We start from the raw sequence: 16,330 nt of genomic DNA, 5'->3' as shown, positions 1-16,330 counted from the left end.
GTGAATGAGGTTCTTGGACGGGAGGCGGCCGCTCGCCGAGGACGGCCTGCTCGCCGCGGCGATGGCCGTCCTGCTGACGGTCGTCATGCTCTACTCGCCGCGCGCGGGCGCGCTGGATCTCGCGGCCGGCATCGCCGGTTCGCTCGCGCTCGTCGCGTGGCGGCGGGCGCCGCTGGCGGCGCTCGCCCTCAGCGCGGCGTTCATGCTCGTGGTCGCGGGCCGCACGCAGCCGGGCCCGGCGGCGGCCTATCCCGTCATGGTGGCGGTGTTCGGCGCGGTCAGGGCCGGTCACCGGGTGGCCGCGGCGCTGGTGAGCTTGGCGTTCCTGGGCATCGCGGTGGCGGTGAACCTGCCCGGCGCCGACGGGACCGGGGAGAACCTCCAGAGCGTCGCGCTGCTGGTCGGCTGGTTCGTCGCGGCCGGCGTCGCGGCGACGGTCACCCGGCACCGGCAGGCGTACCTGGAGGAGGCCGAGCAGCGGGCCGCCGAGGCCGAGCGCACCCGGGAGGAGGCGGCCCGCCGCCGCGCGGGGGAGGAGCGGCTCCGCATCGCCCGGGAGCTGCACGACTCCCTCACCCACAGCATCTCCGTCATCAAGGTCCAGGCGGGGGTGGCCGTCCACCTGGCGCACCGGCGCGGCGAGGAGGTCCCTCCGGCGCTGGTGGCCATCCAGGAGGCCAGCGGCGACGCCATGCGCGAGCTGCGCGCCACCCTGGAGGTCCTGCGCGACTCCGGCGACTCCGACGACGGCGACGGATCCGGGGGCGGGGCCGCCGCCTCCGGCCTCGACCGCCTCGGCGACCTGGTCGACCGGGCCCGCTCCGCCGGCCTGGACGCCACGGTCACGGTCTCCGGCGCCCGCCGCGACCTGCCCGCCGAGGTGGACCGGGCCGCGTACCGGATCGTCCAGGAGGCGCTCACCAACGTCTCCCGGCACGCGGGCGGCGCGGCCGCCGCGGTGTGCGTCGACTACGCGGACGGCGCGCTGGTCGTGCAGGTCGAGGACGACGGCAAGGCCGATCCGGACGCGCCGCCGGTGCCCGGCAAGGGGCTGCTCGGCATGCGCGAGCGCGTCGCGGCGCTCGGTGGGCGGCTCCGCGCCGAGCCCCGCGCCGAGGGCGGCTTCATCGTGCGTGCCGAGCTGCCTCTGGAGGGAGCGGCGTGATCCGCGTGCTCCTCATGGACGACCAGGCGCTGATCCGCGGCGGCTTCCGCGCCCTGCTGGAGATCGAGGACGACATCGAGGTGGTCGCCGAGGCCGCGAACGGCGAGCAGGGCGTCGCGCTCGCCCGCGAGCACCGGCCCGACGTCGCCCTCGTCGACATCCAGATGCCGGTGATGGACGGCATCGAGGCGACCCGGCTGATCGCCGCCGACGAGCGGCTGAGCGGCGTCCACGTCGTCATCCTCACCAACTACGGCCTCGACGAGTACGTCTTCAACGCGCTCCGCGCCGGCGCCTGCGGCTTCATGGTCAAGGACACCGAGCCCGCCGACCTGCTGCAGGGCGTGCGGGTCGCGGCCCGCGGCGACGCGCTGCTGTCGCCCGCGATCACCCGCCGGCTGATCGCCGAGTACGTCGCGCGCCGCCCCGAGCCCGCGCCGCAGGCGCTGGACGTGCTGACCAACCGGGAGCGGGAGGTCACCGCGCTGGTGGCGCGGGGCCTGTCCAACGACGAGATCGCCGCCCGCATGGTGATCAGCCCGACCACCGCGAAGACGCACGTCAGCAGGGCGATGACGAAGCTGCGGGCCAGGGACCGCGCCCAGCTCGTGGTCTTCGCCTACGAGTCCGGCCTCGTCACGCCCCGCCGCGCCTGACGGGCGCCCGCGCCCGCGGTCACCAGGGGATCGGGCCCTCCTCGCCGAAGAAGCCGCCGGTCGTCCCGTCCTCGCCGGCCGTGGCCAGCCGGACCACGACCGCCGCGCCCTGCTCCACGGTGAGGAAGCCGGTGTGGTCGTTGCTGTCCGTGGCCACGAAGCCGGGCGCGACGGCGTTGACGAGCACGCCGTCCTTGCGCAGCTCGTTCGCGTACTGCACGGTCAGCGCGTTCAGCGCGCTCTTGGACGGCGAGTACGCCGCCGACGGCAGCAGCGACGCCATGGGGCCGTCCGGGTCGCTGAAGATCGTCAGCGAGGCGGCGTGGCTGCTGACGTTGACGACGCGCGGCTCCGGCGACCGCCGCAGCAGCGGCAGCAGCGCGTTGGTCACCGCGATCACGCCGAACACGTTGGTCTCGAACACCCTGCGGACCATGTCCAGGTCGACGGTGCTCGGGACCTGGTCGTGGGCGTCCGCGGGCGCGACCCGCCCGGAGCCGCTGATGCCGGCGTTGTTGACCAGCACGTCGAGGCGGCCGAAGCGCTCCTCGACCAGCTCGGCCGCCTTCCGGACGGAGACCGCGTCGGTGACGTCCAGGGCGACCGCGTGCACGTCGCCGCCCGCCTCGCGGAGCGCCGCGGCGGCCTCCTCGCCGCGGCGCGGGTCCCTGGCGCCGATCAGGACCGTCATGCCCGCCGCGGCGAGCTGCGCGGCGACCCCGCGCCCGATCCCCTTGTTCGCCCCCGTGACCAGCGCGACCTTGCGCTGTGCGGCCTGCTCGCTCATGTCCCCGCTCCTCGTCGTGGAAAGGGTGCGCCCGTCTCGGCACCCGTTGTCGGACCCGAGACGACGCAGCCCGCCCGCCTGTGACACGCGGGGCGGAGGAACCGGGATCAGTGCTTGTGCGCCTCTTCGATGGACGCCCCCGCCAGCCGCGCCGCGAGCGCGTCGGCGAAGTTGGGGCACTCGAAGACGTTGTCGTGCGGGCAGGACAGGCCGTGGGCGATCGCGCCGCGCGCCGCCTGCATCCGGGCGATCTGCCGGTCCAGCTCGGCGAGCTTGTCCCGTTGCAGCTCCCGCCAGTCGCCTCCCGACGTGCGGGCCCTGACGAGCGCCTTGATCTCGCGCAACGTGAAGCCGACGTCGCGCAGGAGCAGGATGAGCCCGACGTGCTCCACCGCGAACGGCGGGTAGCGCCGCTGCCCCGACACCCGGGCCGGTGCGGGCAGCAGGCCGTACTCCTCCCAGTAGCGCAGAGCGGACGTGGCGACCCCGGTACGGTCCGCCACCTCGCCGATCGTGAGCCGCTCGTCCGCCATGGTGGCCTCAAGCGTAGTTCAAGGGGCCGCCACGTGATCAGGATGACGGGATCGCGGTCCCGCCTCCCTGCCGCAGGCCCGTCCGAGCCGGTCGCGATTCCCGCTCTGACCAGGTGTTCTTCGGGAATGCCCGGCTCGCGAGGGGGTATCGCGAGCGAATGGGCAGTGAACGCAGAGACGCTCTCCGCTTCGCCGACGACGTGACCGCCGAGCGGGACGCCGTCGCGGCGGAGTTCGGCGCGGCCGTCAACATGACGCCCAAGGAACTCGAGGAGTGGCTGGACACCGACGAGTCGAGGTCCGTCGGCCAGAGGAAGGACGGCGGCGAGGCGACGGGCCACGCGTCCGGGCGCCGGATCGTCCAGCTGATGCGCACGAAGAGAGCGGACCTGTCCGACGACGACTACGCGCACATGACCAAGGTGGTCGGCTACGTCCACCGGCACCTCGCCCAGCGACCGCGCGGCGACGTCCGGGACACCCGGTGGCGCTACTCCCTGATGAACTGGGGCCACGACCCCCTGAAATAGCCGTCCCCGGCCGCCGCGATCAGGACGCGGCCTGGGCGCGGAGCCCGCGGACGAACAGGTCCAGGTGCCGGCGGGCGAGGGCCTGGTCCTCCTCGGGCGGCAGCGGACCCGGGAGCGGGCGGGCGATGCGGACGGCCATCATGCCGATGTCGGCGAACGTGACGCCGTCCGGCAGGCTCCCGTCCGCGTGCGCCGCGGCGACGAGGCCCTCCAGGAGCCGGATGCTCTCCGCCCGCAGCGGCGCGAGTTCGGGATCGTTCTCGAGATCGACCCGTCCGAGCAGTGCCGGCAGCACCGCGGAGACGCGCAGGTCCAGCGTCCGGCGCAGGTACCGGGCCAGCGCCTCGAACGGGTCGGGCTCCCGCTCGCACGCGTCCCGCGCGGCCTCCAGGGTGCCGGTCAGCGCGTCGAGGGCGACGGCGTGCAGCAGCGTGCCGCGGTCGGGGAAGCGGCGGTAGAGCGTGCCGCTGCCGACCTCCGCCCGGCGGGCGACGTCGTCGAGCGGGACGTCCGGGCCGCGCTCGACGATCATGTCCCGCGCGGCCGCCAGGATCCGCTCCAGGTTGCGCCGCGCGTCGGCGCGCATCGGCCTGGCCATCGTCCACCTCCTCGCGTCGTAGGCACACGGTAGCAGCGGAACCGGGGAAACTTTCCCCGCTTCGACGGCCGCCGAGTACGCCGCGGCGATCGTCCGGGGACGAGCTGCCCGCCGCCAACGACGCCGGGGCGGTCGTCACCGTCGACGCGGTGCCCGTGAGCGGGACTACGGCGTCAGCACGACCTTCCCGGCGACGGTCCCGGACTCGGCGAGCCGCATCGCGTCGGCGACGCGGGCGAGCGGCAGCTCCGCGGCGATCCGGGGCGTGACGTCACCGCGCTGGAGCGCGGCGAAGACCTCGGTGAGGTCGGCGCGCAGCCGGGCCCGGAACCGGTCCTTGGACAGCGCCCGTCCCGCCCAGGCGTTGAAGAAGTAGGCGCGGCGCCCGTTGGGCAGGGCGTTCCACATCCAGACGCGTGCGAGCAGCTTGAAGACGGGCCACTGCTTGGAGCCCTCGTCGTCGCGGGTGGAGGCGCTGCCGTAGGACACGAGGGTGCCGCCGGGTGCGAGGAGGCGCCACGAGTCGACGATGCCGGCGCCGCCGACGTGGTCGAACACGGCGTCCACGCCGCCGGGGGCGAGCGCGCGGACCTGCGCGGCGACGTCCCCGGCGCGGTAGTCGACGGGCGCGACGCCCTGCTCGCGGAGCAGGTCGTGGTGGCGTGCGGACGCCGTCCCGATCACCTTCGCGCCCGCGGCCTGCGCGAGCTGGACCAGGACCGAGCCGACGCCGCCGTTGGCGCCGTGCACCAGGACGGTCTGCCCGGCGCGGACGCGCGCCTTGCGGTGCAGCATCTGCCAGGCCGTGATGCCGTTGACGACGAGGGTCTCCGCCTCCGCCGCGCCGATCCCGTCGGGGACCGGCACGGTGTCCGCGGCGTCGAGGAGGACGTGGCTGGCCCAGCCGCCGACCTTGGTCAGCGCCGCGACCCGGGTGCCGATCAGGCCCGGGTCGACGCCGCGTCCCGCGGCCTGCACGGTGCCGACGAGGTCGTAGCCGGGCACGAACGGGAACGCGGGCTGGTCGTAGTAGCGGCCGCGGCGCATCTGCTGCTCGGCGAAGGAGACGCCGGTCGCCTCCATCCGGACCACGACCTGGCCCGGCCCCGGCGCGGGGACGGCCCCGTGCCGGATCCGCAGTTCCTCCGGCTCGACCTTGCCCGGCAGGACGACCTCGACGAGCTCTTCGGTGTTCATGGCGTCTCCATCGCTCTCGGATGATGCTCTAGCTTCTGTTAGAAGTTATAACCAATCCTCCTGTGAGTGTCAATAGGGTTCGTGATAGCCTCTAACTAAATCTTCGAGTCGTAGCGGCGAGCGGGAAGGCGGCAGGGCATGGCGGAGACGGGGACCCGGACCCCGCGCGAGCGGTACCGCACCCAGGTGCGCGCGGAGATCAAGCAGCACGCCTGGGAGCAGATCGCCACGACGGGCGCGTCCGCGCTCTCGCTCAACGCGATCGCCAAGCAGATGGGCATGAGCGGGCCCGCGCTCTACCGGTACTACGCCGGCCGCGACGAACTGATCACCGAGCTCGTCAGGGACGCGTACCAGAGCCTCGCCGACACCCTCCGCTCGGCCGCCGACGCGGGCGCCGGGCTCGCCGAACTGGCGCACACGCTGCGCGCCTGGGCCCTGGAGGACCCCCAGCGGTACCTGCTCATCTACGGCACCCCCGTCCCCGGCTACGACGCGCCGGACGACATCACCCGCATCTCGGCCGAGACCATGGCGGTCCTGCTCGACGCCTGCGCGGCGCTTCCGGCCGACCGTCCCGAGACGGCGTTCGACGCCCACCTGGCGGACCATCGCGACTGGGCCGGCGACCACCCCGCCCAGCCCGCGGCCCTGTGCCGGGCCCTGACCTTCTGGACCCGGCTGCACGGCGTCCTGTCGCTGGAGCTCGCCGGCCACTTCACCGGAATGGGGTTCGACGCCGCGCAGCTCTTCGACGCCGAACTGGACGCCCTCCTGTCGCCCTGACCCCGCCGGGCCCGCGCCCGTTCCGGCTCTCCGGGCGCCGCCGACGGCCGCCGTTGCCGGGAACCCCGGTCAGGCGAGGGTGGCGAGCAGGCGGGCCAGGGCGACGGCGAGGTCCGGGCGGCCGGCCGCGGCGGTGTGCTCGCGGAGGCGGTCGAGGCAGTGCAGGTAGAGCGGCAGGAGTTCCCGCCGGAGCAGCTCGGCGGCCGCGGTCGCGTCGTCGATCCCGCCGGCCCGCCAGCGCCCGGCCGCGGCGACCAGGCTGCTCGACGGCTGCGGCGGGGCGGTGTACCAGCGCGCGGCGTCGTCATTGCGGCCGAGCATCCCGGTGGCGGCGGTGTAGAGGAACCGGACGGGGAACAGCACGGCCTTGGTGGCGGCGCGGGCGCCCTCGGCGGCGAGGCCCTCCGGGTGCCTGAGCGTGTGCACGTAGGCGGGGTCGGCGAACCTGGTCGCGGCGAAGGCGGCGCTGTCGAGGAGAAGTTCGTCCCGTCCGGGCCGCGCGCAACCGGAACGGCAGTCGGCGCCGTACAACAGGACGCCTGAGTCAAGGAGGTCGAGCCGGTCGGTCGCGGGGAACCGGCCGGCGTCGGTGCCGTCCGCCAGGTTCTCCCAGTCGCTCCAGAAGAGGGAGAGGCGCGACGCGAGGGCGTGGTGAGGGGTGCCCGCGTACCGCTGGATCGTGTCGCGGCGGACGGCGTCGACGGCCGTCGCGGCGGCGGCGTCGGCGCGGTCGACGACGAGGGCCACGTCCACGTCGCTGACCAGGGGGGCGAACCCGCCGTGCGCCAGGCTGCCGATGGCGAAGGCCGCCACGAGCCGCTCGTCCAGACGCGCCGCGGCCTCGGCGAGCGCGGCCTGGACGACTTCCCGGCCGGTGGGATCGGACAGGGCGGGGGGAGGGGGAGGGTGCTTCATGCGTTCAATGGTGGCCGTGCAGGGCGGCGTGGTGGTCGGTCCCGTCCGTGCCGTCGGGATCGGCGTGGACGGTGGCGGCCCGCAATCGCGGCAGGCCGTGGATCAGGCGGTGCTCCGCCTCCACCGCCACCGCGTGCGCCTGCACGAGCGACAGGTCCGGGTCGAGCACGATGTCGGTCTCGGCGCGCAGCGTGTGGCCGACCCAGCGCAGCCGGACGCCGCCGACGCGCCGCACCCCGTCCACCCGGGCCAGGATCCGCTCGGCGGCGGTGACCAGTTCCGGGTCCACGGCGTCCATCAGCCGGTGGTAGACCTCCCTGATCGCGTCGCGCAGCACGAAGCAGATGGCCAGGGTGATGAGCAGCCCGACGACCGGGTCGGCGACGGGATGGCCGAGGGCGGATCCGGCGGCGCCGGCCAGCACGGCGAGCGAGGTGAAGCCGTCGGTCCGCGCGTGCAGGCCGTCGGCGACCAGGGCGGCGGAGCCGATCTCGCGGCCGACCCTGATGCGGTACCGGGCCACCCATTCGTTGCCGAGGAACCCGACGACGGCGGCGGCCGCGACCCAGCCGAGCGCCCTGACGTCCTGCGGGGCGATCAGGCGGCGGAACGCCTCGTAACCGGCGAGGGCGGCGGAGGCGGCGATGACCACGACGATCGCCAGCCCGGCCAGGTCCTCGGCGCGGCCGTACCCGTAGGTGAAGCGGCGCGTCGCGGCGCGCCGGCCGAGCAGGAACGCGATGCCGAGCGGTACCGCCGTCAGCGCGTCCGCGACGTTGTGCAGGGTGTCGCCGAGGAGCGCCACCGACCCCGAGAGCACCACGATCGCCGCCTGGACGGCCGCGGTGGCGGCCAGCACCGCGAGGGACAGTCCGAGCACGCGCAGCCCTCGGCCGCTGGTCTCCAGCGCCTCGTCGGTCTTGTCAGCGGAGTCGTGGCCGTGCGGGGCGAGCAGGTGCCTGGCCCGGGCGAGAAGCGACGAGGCCGTCCCGTGCCCATGACCGTGGCCGTGCTCATGCCCGTGACCGTGTCCATGACCGTGGCCATGCCCGTGGCCTGGCGAGGGTTCGGGGCCGGTGGGATCCGACATGGGCCTCCTCGGTTGCGAGCGAGCCGTCCGGCCAGTATATGTAGTCAGGTATGCACGCGGCTACATTGCAGGTGCGAGGTCCATGCAACAGCATCCTTCGAGCGCTCAGATCGAGGCGGCCACGGCCGCGTTCCGGATGCTCGCCGACCCGACCCGGCTGCGGCTGATGTGGCTCCTCACCTCCGGCGAGTACGACGTCACGTCGCTCGCCGACCTCCTGGAGACGTCCCGGCCGCTCGTCTCCCAGCACCTGGCGAAGCTCCGGATGACCGGGCTGGTGCACACCCGCCGCGAGGGCCGCAGGGTCCTGTACCGGGCCCGCGACACCCACGTGCGGACGCTGATCACCGAGGCGTTCTCCCACGCCGGCCACGAGGTGACGGGCCGGCCGCGGCACGACGACTGACCCGGAGCCCCGGCCGGGCCGGGCCGGTCAGGGGCGGTAGGCGGGGAGGACGGCGCGGGGGACGGGCCCCTTGTTGCGCCGGCCGCTCTGGGACTCCTCCCAGGCGTGGGCGAGGATCCCGACGCTCCGGCTGAGGACGAACAGGCCGCGCGCCAGCGGCGCGGGGAACCCGAGCTCGGCGTAGATGACGGCGGTGGCCCCGTCGATGTTCATCGGCACGGGCCTGGCGCGGCCCTCGGCGAGGCGGGCCTCGATCGCCTTGCCGGCCCGCAGGTGGCGGCCGGCGACGACGCCGTCCCGCACGGCGTCCTCGACCAGGGCGAGCAGCGGGTCGCGGCGGGGGTCGCGGGGATGGAAGCGGTGGCCGAAGCCCGGCACGTAGCGGGGCCCGTCCGCGACGGCCTGGTCGGCGGCCGTGCGCAGGTCGAGCCCGGCGTCCTCGCGCCGGAGGACGTCGTCCAGCAGCCGGACGCACTGCTCGCCCGCCCCGCCGTGCGCGTCGCCGAGGGTGTTGACGGCGCTGGCGACCGCGTTGTTCAGGCCGACGCCGCAGGTGGCGGCCATCCGGGCGATGGCGATGGACGGCGCCTGGGGCCCGTGGTCGACGGCGGCGACGAGCGCCGCGTCGAGGAGGGCGGCCTGGCGGGGCGCCGGGAGGTCGCCGCGCAGCATCAGCCAGATCATGGACGTGAGGCCGGTCGTCCCGATGAGGTCCTGGACGGGGCGGCCGCGCAGCTCGATGACGCCGGGTTCCATCCGGGAGACGGCGGTCGCCCACCAGTCCGCGACGGCGCCGGTCGGGTCGATCTCGGTCACGGGAGCCTCCTGCGCTGGACGGTCGGTCATGGGGTGACGGCGTTCTCGGCCCGGCCGTTCCAACGGTCCGCGAGGGCGTCGCGTTCGGCGTTCTGGTCGCCCAGCAGCGGCGGGGGCCCGGTGGGCCGCAGGGGCTCGCCGTCGTGCAGGACGCCGCCGCCGGAGACCTTGAGGACCCGTCCGGAGCCGTCCGGGAAGGGCAGTTCGGTGAAGAAGCCGCGGTGCTCGAGCTGGTCGAGGCCGACGGCCTGGGGGACGGTCACGACGCGGGCGGCCGGGACGCCGGCGGGGGCGAGGATCCGCTCCCACTCGCCGGCGGTGCGGCGGCGCAGTGCGCGGTTGAGCTCGCCGGTCAGCTCGTCGCGGTGCCGCTTGCGCCGCTCCCGGTCGGCGAAGCGCGGATCGTCGAGGAGGTCGCGGCGGTCGAGGAGGTCGCACAGCGTCTCGAACTGCACCTGCCGGTTCGCGGCGATGTTGAGCGGGCCGTCGGCCGCCTCGAAGGTGCCGGACGGGGCGGCGGTGGCGTTCTGGGTGCCCATCGGCTCCGGCGGGACGCCGCTGACCAGGTAGTTGGAGACGGCCCAGCCCATCGCCGAGACGGCCGACTCCAGCATGGAGACGTCGAGGAACGTTCCCGTCCCGGTGCGGGCGCGGCCCGCGAGGGCGGCGGAGATGTGCAGCGCGGCGGTGAGCCCGCCGACGGTGTCGCAGACGGGGAAGCCGATCCGGAGCGGGGCGGTCTCCTCGGTGCCGGTGATGCTCATCATGCCGGAGAGCCCCTGGATGATCTGGTCGTAGGCGGGGGCCTGGCTCATGGGGCCGCTCTGGCCGAAGCCGGAGATGGCGCAGTAGACCAGCCGGGGGTTCAGCTCGCGCAGCCGCGGCCAGCCGAACCCGAGCCGGGCGAGGACGCCGGCGCGGAAGTTCTCCAGCAGCACGTCGGCGCCGCGGACCAGGTCCTCGAAGGCGGCGCGGTCTTCGGCGTCCTTGAGGTCCAGCTCGACGGACTTCTTGCCCGCGTTCTGCGCCAGGAACGAGGCGCCGAGCCCGGACCGGTTCAACTCGGCGTCGGGGCCGAGGTGCCGGGCGAGGTCGCCCTGCCCCGGCACCTCGATCTTGACGACCTCGGCGCCGAGCAGCATCAGCTGGTAGCTGCAGTACGGGCCGGCGAGGACGTTGGTCAGGTCGAGGACGCGTACACCGCTGAGCGGTCGCTCTGACATGCGCTTTGCTCCTTCAGGTCACGCCGTGGGTCCGGCCGCGGGTCAGCGCGCGGGGCTGAGCGGGTGGTCGAAGCCGCGCTCCGACATCTCCGCGGCCACCTGGCGCAGGTCCGCGGCGTACTGCTCGACGACGTCGTCGGGGAAGCGGACGGTGGGGCCGCTGAGGGACAGCGCGGCGACGACGGTCCCGGACCGGCCGAGGACGGGCACGGCGACGGCGGACAGGCCGTCCTCGCGCTCCCCGTGGCTGACGGCCCAGCCGCGGTGCGCCGCCTCGTCGATCCACTCGCGCAGCCGTTTGACGTGGCCCTCCCCGTAGGGGGAGCTGACGGCGACGCGCCGGAGGAGGGAGTCGGGCGCGTCGCGGAGGAGGGCCTTGGACGAGGCGCCGGCCCAGAGGGGGAGTTCGTCCCCGACGTGCACGACGTGGCGGAGCGGCTGCGGGCTCTCCTGCTGGGCGACGCAGACGCGGTAGATGTCGCGGAGCATGTAGAGGTTGACGGTCTCGCGGCGGCGGGCGCCGAGGTCGCGCATGTACCGGCGGGTCTCCGGGGGCAGCTCCCAGCTGCTGCGCGCGAGGTGGGCCCAGCGCCAGAGGCCGGGGCCGGGGAGGTAGCCGTTGGGCGCCGCCCACAGCAGGCCGTTCTGCTCCAGCGTCTGGACCAGCCGGATGACCGTGGTCTTCGCCAGCCCGGTCGCCTCGACGATCTCGCGGATCGAGATCACCGGGCGCTCCTCGCTGAGCAGGGACAGGATCTCGACGGCGCGCTGGACGCTGCGGACGCCCTGGGAGTCGGCGGGCTGGGAGTCGGCGGCCGGCTCGGCGCCGGGCTTCTTGGCTGGGCTCACTGGTCCTCGATCTCCCCGATGTCGGCGGTAGTGTCCGGGAAACCCGGCGTGCTGCGCTCGGCCGCGGATGGAGAGCGGGAGCCGGCGCGGGGCCGTGCCCGGTGCGGCCGGGGACGGCTCGTACGTTACACGGAGTCCACACAGTGGTCTAGTTGGACCATCAGTCGGTATCAGTCGGCGGTATCGGGAACTTTCCGGCGCACTCTTCCCCCGGTGAGCCACGTCACCTATAACTAACTCACTGGTTCGAACATTAGGTGCCGACCCGGGAGGTGGCTGAGCCGTGCGACCGGCCGTCCCGCTGTATCTCCGGCCCCAACTTTCTCGCCGCCGACCCTTGTCAGCGCGCGGCGCCGACCCGTACGTTGGCTCGAAGTCCACATGATGGCACTAATGGTCCGCTTGGTGGATCTGGAGGAACGGATGCTGGAAGCGCTGCTCGCGGCCGCGGCCGAGGGCGAACCGGTGCAGGCCGCGGCCCTGGTCGCCGGCCGGTGGGAGTCGGCGGGTCCGCAGGGCGAACGCGTCGGACCGTTCGTGCGCAGGCCCGTCAGCCGGGCCCCGGCCGCCGGCCCGGACGACGTCGAGAAGGTCCGCGCCCCTGCCCGCGCCTTCGCCCGGACGGTCGCGCGGCTCGCGCCGGCCTCGCGGGCCGAGGTGCTGGAGAGGGCCTCGCGCGCCGCCGCCGAGCACCGCGACGGCCTCGCCCGGCTGCTCGCCCTCGAACTGGGCAAGCCGCTCAAGGACGGGCGCGGCGAGATCGACCGGGTCGCCGACACGTTCGCGGTGTGCGCCGCCGAGGCGCGGCAGATCGGCGGCGACACGCTCCCCGTGGCGGGCTGGGCGCGCGGCACGGGCAACACCGCCTTCACCTACCGGGCCCCCGCGGGCGTGGCCCTGGCCATCACCCCGTTCAACGCGCCCGCGAACCTGCTCGCGCACAAGCTGGGCGCCTCGTTCGCGGCGGGCAACACCACGATCGTCAAGGCGCCGCCGCAGGCGCCCGCCGTCTCCACGGCGATCGTGGCGCTGCTGGTCGAGGCCGGGATGCCGTACGAGGCCGTCCAGCTGCTGCACGGGGACGGCTCCGTCGGCGCCGCGCTGTGCGCGGCCGACGAGGTCGCCGTCATCAGCTTCACCGGCAGCGCCGCGACAGGGAACGCGGTCGCCCGCGCGGCGGGGGCCAAGCGCCTCGTCCTGGAACTGGGCGGCAACGCCGCGACGATCGTGTGCGAGGACGCCGACATCGCCGAAGCCGCTCGCGTGTGCGCGCGCACCGGTTACAGCAACTCCGGCCAGAGCTGCATCTCGGTCCAGCGCGTGTACGTCCAGCGTTCCCGCTTCGAGGAGTTCCTCGAAGCGTTCACCGGCCAGGTGAAGGCGCTGACCGTCGGCGACCCGCTCGATCCCGGCACCGACGTCGGCTCGATGGTCGACGAGGACGCCGCCGAACGCGTCGTGCGGTGGACGGCGGAGGCCGCCGAGGCCGGCGCCCGCGTGCTCCTCGGCGGCGAGCGCGACGGCGCCACCGCGCTGCCCACGGTCGTGGCCGACCCGCCCGCGACCGCCTCGGTCGTCCGGCACGAGGTCTTCGGCGCGCTCGTCGCCGTGCTCCCGTTCGACGGCCTGGAGCAGGTGATCGAGGAGTGCAACGAGAGCCGGTACGGGCTCCAGGCCGGCCTGTTCACCCGCGACATGGACCGGATCATCACCGCGTGGCGGGACCTGGAGGTCGGCGGGCTCGTCGTCAACGGCTCGTCCAACTTCCGGCTCGACCACGTGCCGTTCGGCGGCGTCAAGGACTCCGGCTTCGGACGGGAGTCGCCCCGCTGCATGATCGACGACTACACCGTGGTCAAGACCATGATGCTGCGCGGGACCTCGCTGTGGGGCGCGGCGTGAAGGCGGTCGTCCTCACCGCGCCGGACGAGGTGGCCGTCGTGGACGACCGGCCGGAGCCGTCCTGCGGGCCGCGGGACGTCGTCGTCGCCGTCCACGGGGTCGGGCTCTGCGGCTCCGACCTGGCCGTCGTCTCCGGCCACCGCCCGGTGCCCGCGCTGCCGTGGGTGCTCGGGCACGAGGCGTTCGGCGTCGTCGCCGCCGCCGGCGAGGACGTCGCCGACCGGTTCCCCGGGCAGCGCGTCGTCGTCGAACCGAACTACCCGTGCCTGGCCTGCCCGTCGTGCCACGCCAGCGCCACGGCGGGCTGCCCGAACCGCCGGGCGGCCGGCATCACCGACCCGGGGCTGCTCGCCGAGCGCGTCGCGGTCCCCGCCCGCTTCACCTGGCCCGTCCCCGACTCCTGGGACGACGCCGACGCGGTGTGCGTCGAGCCGTTCACGGTCGCGCTCAACGCCGTCCGGATGAGCGGCCTCGCCGCCGGCGACAGGTGCCTGGTCGTCGGCGCCGGCTCCCAAGGGCTGCTGGTCACCCTGGCCGTGGCGCACACCGGAGGAGTCCCCTTCATCGTCGAGCCGCACGAGGGGCGCCGCGCGCTGGCCCTCGAACTCGGCGCGCGGGACGCCGCCGAGGACGCCTCCGGAACCGCCTACCCCGCCGTGATCGAGACGTCCGGCGCGCCCGAGGCGTTCGAGGAGGCGCTGGAGCGCACCGCCCCCGGCGGCACCCTCATCGCCGTCGGGCAGAGCGCCCGCCCCGCCCGGCTCTCCACCTTCTCCCTCGTCCAGCGGCGCCTGACCGTGCGCGGCTGCCTCATCTACGACCACCCCGCCGACTTCCCCCGCACCCTCGCGACGCTCGCCGGACACGACCTGCGCCCCGGCCGGATCCTGCGCGAGCGCTTCGACCTCGCGGACGCGCCGAAGGCGTTCGCGCGGGCGGCGGAGACCGCAGGCAAGACCTGGATCAGCATGCCCCGAGGGGGGACGGCCCCCCGCGTCCCCCGGGCCGACTCCGTCGGCACCTCCGTCACCCGAACCGAGGAGACCCCCTCATGACCGTGGACGTCCACCCCCAGAGCGCCCCCGCCGTGGCGGTGTCCGCGGCGGAGGCGCTCGTCCGGCAGCTCGAGCGCTACGGCGTCGAGTACGTCTTCGGGACCTGCGGCCACACCAACATCGCCCTGCTGGACGCGCTGGGCCGCAGCCCGATCGAGTTCGTCATCGCGCGGCACGAGCAGGCCGCCGCGCACGCCGCCGACGGCTACGCGCGCGCGTCCGGGCGGCCGGGCGTGCTGCTCGTGCACGTCGGGCCCGGCATGATGAACGCCGTCACCGGCGTGGCGACCGCCGCGCTCGACTCCGTCCCGCTCGTCACCATCGCCGGGGACGTCCCGTCCTACTACCGGGGCAGGCACCCGCACCAGGAGGTCAACCTCCACAACGACGCCGACCAGACCGCGATCTACCGGCCGTTCGTCAAGCGCGCCTGGCACGTCCACCGCGCCGAGGACCTCGGGCGGTTCACCGAGCGGGCGTTCTGGACCGCCACCACCGGCCGGCCCGGCGCGGTGCTGCTCAACGTCCCGATGGACCTGTTCTCCCGGCCGGTCGCCCCCGCCGACCACCCGCTGCCCGCGCACCAGGCCGTCCCCGGCCTGCCGGACGCGACGGCGGAGCGGATCGCGGCGCGTCTCGCCGAGGCCGAGCGCCCGCTGATCTACCTCGGCGGCGGGCTGCGCGGCGACGCGGGCCGCCGCGCGCTGCTCTCGCTCGCCGAGCACCTCGACATCCCGATCGTCCACTCGCTGATGGGCAAGGGCGCCGTCCCCGACGACCACCCGCTGCTGCTCGGCATGCCGGGCTTCTGGGGGCTGGAGACCACCAACGACTACGCCCGCGAGGCCGACGTCGTCCTCGCCCTGGCCACGCGGTTCGCCGAGACCGACGCCAGCTCGTGGGACGACCGCTACACCTGGAACCTCGGAGGCCCGGACGCCCCGGCGGCGTCCGGACGGCTCATCCAGATCGACATCGACGCCGCCGAGATCGGCCGCAACTACCCGGTGGAGATCGGCGCCGTCGCCGACGTCGCCCTCGCCGTCCAGGCCGTCGCCGAAGCGGTGCGGGCCGTCCACCCCGACCCGGTCGACCGGCCCGGACTGCGCGAACGGATCCGCGCCGCGCGCACCGACCTGTTCGAGCGGAGCCGCGAGCGCGGCCGCTCCGGCGACTTCCCGCTCCGGCCCGAACGGATCCTCGCCGACCTCCGCGAGGCGCTGCCCGCCGACGCGGTGCTGGTCACCGACGTCGGCTGGAACAAGAACGGCGTCGCCCAGTGCTACGAGCTGCCCGCCGAGGGCCGCTTCATCACGCCCGGCGGCGCCTCCACCATGGGCTTCGGCCCGGCGGCGGCGGTCGGCGTGCAGATCGGCGCGCCCGGCCGCGCCGTCGTCGCGCTCGTCGGCGACGGCGGCATGAGCGCGCAGCTGCCCGCCGTCCCCATGGCCGTCGAGCAGGGCCTTCCGGTGATCTTCGTGGTGATGAACAACCGCGCCCACGGCACGATCGCCGACCTGCAGGCCGCGAACTTCGGCGCGAGCTACGGCTGCGAGTTCCGCGACCCCGAGGGCCGCCCCTACAGCCCCGACTTCGCCGTCTACGCCGAGGCGTGCGGAGCCGACGGGCACCGGATCACCGCACCGGACGCCCTCCTGCCCGCCCTGCGCGCGGCCGTCGCCGCGCGCCGCCCGGCCGTCCTGGACGTGCCGATGGTCAACGAGCCCGTGCCCACACCCGGGCACTGGAACATCAACGACATCTACCAGGGTGTCTTCCCCGGCGACAGCGGCCACCCCGCGCTGCCCGCCTCCTGAGCCGG

17 protein-coding genes are annotated in these 16,330 nt (G+C 74.7%); 8 read left to right on the top strand and 9 right to left on the bottom strand.

All coding sequences use genetic code 11. From position 1 onward, the window contains the following. Positions 1-4 precede the first annotated feature (4 nt). Positions 5-1,165: a sensor histidine kinase gene (locus ABT299_RS33620; RefSeq protein WP_190851474.1), complete on the top strand. Its 1,161-nt coding sequence runs from the start codon at positions 5-7 to the stop codon at positions 1,163-1,165. Beyond that, entirely contained in the window at positions 1,162-1,821 is a 660-nt protein-coding gene (locus ABT299_RS33615) for a response regulator (protein ID WP_387019882.1), read from the top strand. Before ABT299_RS33620 ends, ABT299_RS33615 begins: the two co-directional genes overlap by 4 nt. A gap of 19 nt (positions 1,822-1,840) precedes the next feature. Here ABT299_RS33615 and ABT299_RS33610 read toward each other — a convergent pair whose 3' ends face one another. Together ABT299_RS33610 and ABT299_RS33605 are read right to left on the bottom strand one after the other, a co-directional pair. Then, the gene (locus ABT299_RS33610; RefSeq protein ID WP_500253195.1) at positions 1,841-2,608 is read right to left on the bottom strand and encodes an SDR family NAD(P)-dependent oxidoreductase; all 768 of its coding nucleotides are present in this window, start codon (positions 2,606-2,608) and stop codon (positions 1,841-1,843) included. Positions 2,609-2,715: 107 nt separating this feature from the next. Then, entirely contained in the window at positions 2,716-3,141 is a 426-nt protein-coding gene (locus tag ABT299_RS33605; RefSeq protein WP_190851481.1) for a MerR family transcriptional regulator, read from the bottom strand. A gap of 158 nt (positions 3,142-3,299) precedes the next feature. Here ABT299_RS33605 and ABT299_RS33600 point away from each other — a divergent pair, with 158 nt between their 5' ends. Then, complete coding sequence (locus tag ABT299_RS33600; protein ID WP_190851485.1) at positions 3,300-3,671, top strand: DUF3140 domain-containing protein; 372 nt, start codon at positions 3,300-3,302, stop codon at positions 3,669-3,671. 19 nt (positions 3,672-3,690) lie between these two features. On the opposite strand, the gene ABT299_RS33595 is transcribed toward ABT299_RS33600, so the two are convergent. Further along, positions 3,691-4,269: a TetR/AcrR family transcriptional regulator gene (locus ABT299_RS33595; RefSeq protein WP_500253194.1), complete on the bottom strand. Its 579-nt coding sequence runs from the start codon at positions 4,267-4,269 to the stop codon at positions 3,691-3,693. Positions 4,270-4,434: 165 nt separating this feature from the next. Next, on the bottom strand, positions 4,435-5,466 hold the full coding sequence (locus ABT299_RS33590; RefSeq protein WP_190851489.1) for a medium chain dehydrogenase/reductase family protein: 1,032 nt from the start codon (positions 5,464-5,466) through the stop codon (positions 4,435-4,437). Positions 5,467-5,604: 138 nt separating this feature from the next. On the opposite strand from ABT299_RS33590, the gene ABT299_RS33585 reads away from it, so the two are divergent. Next, complete coding sequence (locus ABT299_RS33585; RefSeq protein WP_500253193.1) at positions 5,605-6,252, top strand: TetR/AcrR family transcriptional regulator; 648 nt, start codon at positions 5,605-5,607, stop codon at positions 6,250-6,252. Between the two features lie 69 nt (positions 6,253-6,321). Here the strand turns inward: ABT299_RS33585 and ABT299_RS33580 are convergent, their stop codons facing one another. Continuing rightward, complete coding sequence (locus ABT299_RS33580; RefSeq protein ID WP_500253192.1) at positions 6,322-7,167, bottom strand: hypothetical protein; 846 nt, start codon at positions 7,165-7,167, stop codon at positions 6,322-6,324. A 4-nt stretch (positions 7,168-7,171) separates the two neighbouring features. Then, on the bottom strand, positions 7,172-8,257 hold the full coding sequence (locus ABT299_RS33575; RefSeq protein ID WP_500253191.1) for a cation diffusion facilitator family transporter: 1,086 nt from the start codon (positions 8,255-8,257) through the stop codon (positions 7,172-7,174). An 82-nt stretch (positions 8,258-8,339) separates the two neighbouring features. Between ABT299_RS33575 and ABT299_RS33570 the strand changes: the two genes are divergently transcribed. Then, entirely contained in the window at positions 8,340-8,663 is a 324-nt protein-coding gene (locus ABT299_RS33570; RefSeq protein ID WP_190851496.1) for an ArsR/SmtB family transcription factor, read from the top strand. A gap of 27 nt (positions 8,664-8,690) precedes the next feature. Here ABT299_RS33570 and ABT299_RS33565 read toward each other — a convergent pair whose 3' ends face one another. Genes ABT299_RS33565 through ABT299_RS33555 form a run of 3 tightly spaced genes read right to left on the bottom strand, consistent with a single transcriptional unit; the run spans position 8,691 to position 11,551 of the window. Next, positions 8,691-9,479 (bottom strand): citryl-CoA lyase, encoded by a 789-nt coding sequence (locus tag ABT299_RS33565; protein WP_347256499.1) that lies wholly within the window; start codon positions 9,477-9,479, stop codon positions 8,691-8,693. Positions 9,480-9,505: 26 nt separating this feature from the next. Next, positions 9,506-10,702, bottom strand: coding sequence for a CaiB/BaiF CoA transferase family protein (locus ABT299_RS33560; RefSeq protein WP_500253190.1), 1,197 nt, complete (start codon positions 10,700-10,702; stop codon positions 9,506-9,508). A 42-nt stretch (positions 10,703-10,744) separates the two neighbouring features. After that, positions 10,745-11,551, bottom strand: a complete 807-nt coding sequence (locus tag ABT299_RS33555) for an IclR family transcriptional regulator domain-containing protein (protein ID WP_190851504.1) — start codon at positions 11,549-11,551, stop codon at positions 10,745-10,747. Between the two features lie 393 nt (positions 11,552-11,944). On the opposite strand from ABT299_RS33555, the gene ABT299_RS33550 reads away from it, so the two are divergent. Genes ABT299_RS33550 through ABT299_RS33540 form a run of 3 tightly spaced genes read left to right on the top strand, consistent with a single transcriptional unit; the run spans position 11,945 to position 16,325 of the window. Beyond that, positions 11,945-13,453, top strand: a complete 1,509-nt coding sequence (locus ABT299_RS33550) for an aldehyde dehydrogenase family protein (RefSeq protein WP_433137277.1) — start codon at positions 11,945-11,947, stop codon at positions 13,451-13,453. Next, positions 13,450-14,508: a zinc-dependent alcohol dehydrogenase gene (locus ABT299_RS33545; RefSeq protein ID WP_500253189.1), complete on the top strand. Its 1,059-nt coding sequence runs from the start codon at positions 13,450-13,452 to the stop codon at positions 14,506-14,508. The genes ABT299_RS33550 and ABT299_RS33545 overlap by 4 nt, the downstream gene beginning before the upstream one ends. Then, on the top strand, positions 14,505-16,325 hold the full coding sequence (locus tag ABT299_RS33540; protein WP_500253188.1) for a thiamine pyrophosphate-binding protein: 1,821 nt from the start codon (positions 14,505-14,507) through the stop codon (positions 16,323-16,325). The genes ABT299_RS33545 and ABT299_RS33540 overlap by 4 nt, the downstream gene beginning before the upstream one ends. Positions 16,326-16,330 lie beyond the last annotated feature (5 nt).

It is taken from the genome of Spirillospora sp. NPDC000708, from assembly GCF_040299565.1.
Lineage (GTDB): Bacteria > Actinomycetota > Actinomycetes > Streptosporangiales > Streptosporangiaceae > Spirillospora.
This window is presented reverse-complemented; position numbering and strand designations above follow the sequence as displayed.

Bases quoted from the DNA above. Each gene is read 5' to 3' on its own strand.
- ABT299_RS33550 (WP_433137277.1), top strand. From the start codon at position 11,945: ATGGTCCGCTTGGTGGATCTGGAGGAACGGATGCTGGAAGCGCTGCTC.
- ABT299_RS33610 (WP_500253195.1), bottom strand. From the start codon at position 2,608: ATGAGCGAGCAGGCCGCACAGCGCAAGGTCGCGCTGGTCACGGGGGCG.
- ABT299_RS33570 (WP_190851496.1), top strand. From the start codon at position 8,340: ATGCAACAGCATCCTTCGAGCGCTCAGATCGAGGCGGCCACGGCCGCG.
- ABT299_RS33575 (WP_500253191.1), bottom strand. From the start codon at position 8,257: ATGTCGGATCCCACCGGCCCCGAACCCTCGCCAGGCCACGGGCATGGC.
- ABT299_RS33605 (WP_190851481.1), bottom strand. From the start codon at position 3,141: ATGGCGGACGAGCGGCTCACGATCGGCGAGGTGGCGGACCGTACCGGG.
- ABT299_RS33595 (WP_500253194.1), bottom strand. From the start codon at position 4,269: ATGGCCAGGCCGATGCGCGCCGACGCGCGGCGCAACCTGGAGCGGATC.
- ABT299_RS33620 (WP_190851474.1), top strand. From the start codon at position 5: ATGAGGTTCTTGGACGGGAGGCGGCCGCTCGCCGAGGACGGCCTGCTC.
- ABT299_RS33560 (WP_500253190.1), bottom strand. From the start codon at position 10,702: ATGTCAGAGCGACCGCTCAGCGGTGTACGCGTCCTCGACCTGACCAAC.
- ABT299_RS33590 (WP_190851489.1), bottom strand. From the start codon at position 5,466: ATGAACACCGAAGAGCTCGTCGAGGTCGTCCTGCCGGGCAAGGTCGAG.
- ABT299_RS33585 (WP_500253193.1), top strand. From the start codon at position 5,605: ATGGCGGAGACGGGGACCCGGACCCCGCGCGAGCGGTACCGCACCCAG.
- ABT299_RS33580 (WP_500253192.1), bottom strand. From the start codon at position 7,167: ATGAAGCACCCTCCCCCTCCCCCCGCCCTGTCCGATCCCACCGGCCGG.
- ABT299_RS33540 (WP_500253188.1), top strand. From the start codon at position 14,505: ATGACCGTGGACGTCCACCCCCAGAGCGCCCCCGCCGTGGCGGTGTCC.
- ABT299_RS33600 (WP_190851485.1), top strand. From the start codon at position 3,300: ATGGGCAGTGAACGCAGAGACGCTCTCCGCTTCGCCGACGACGTGACC.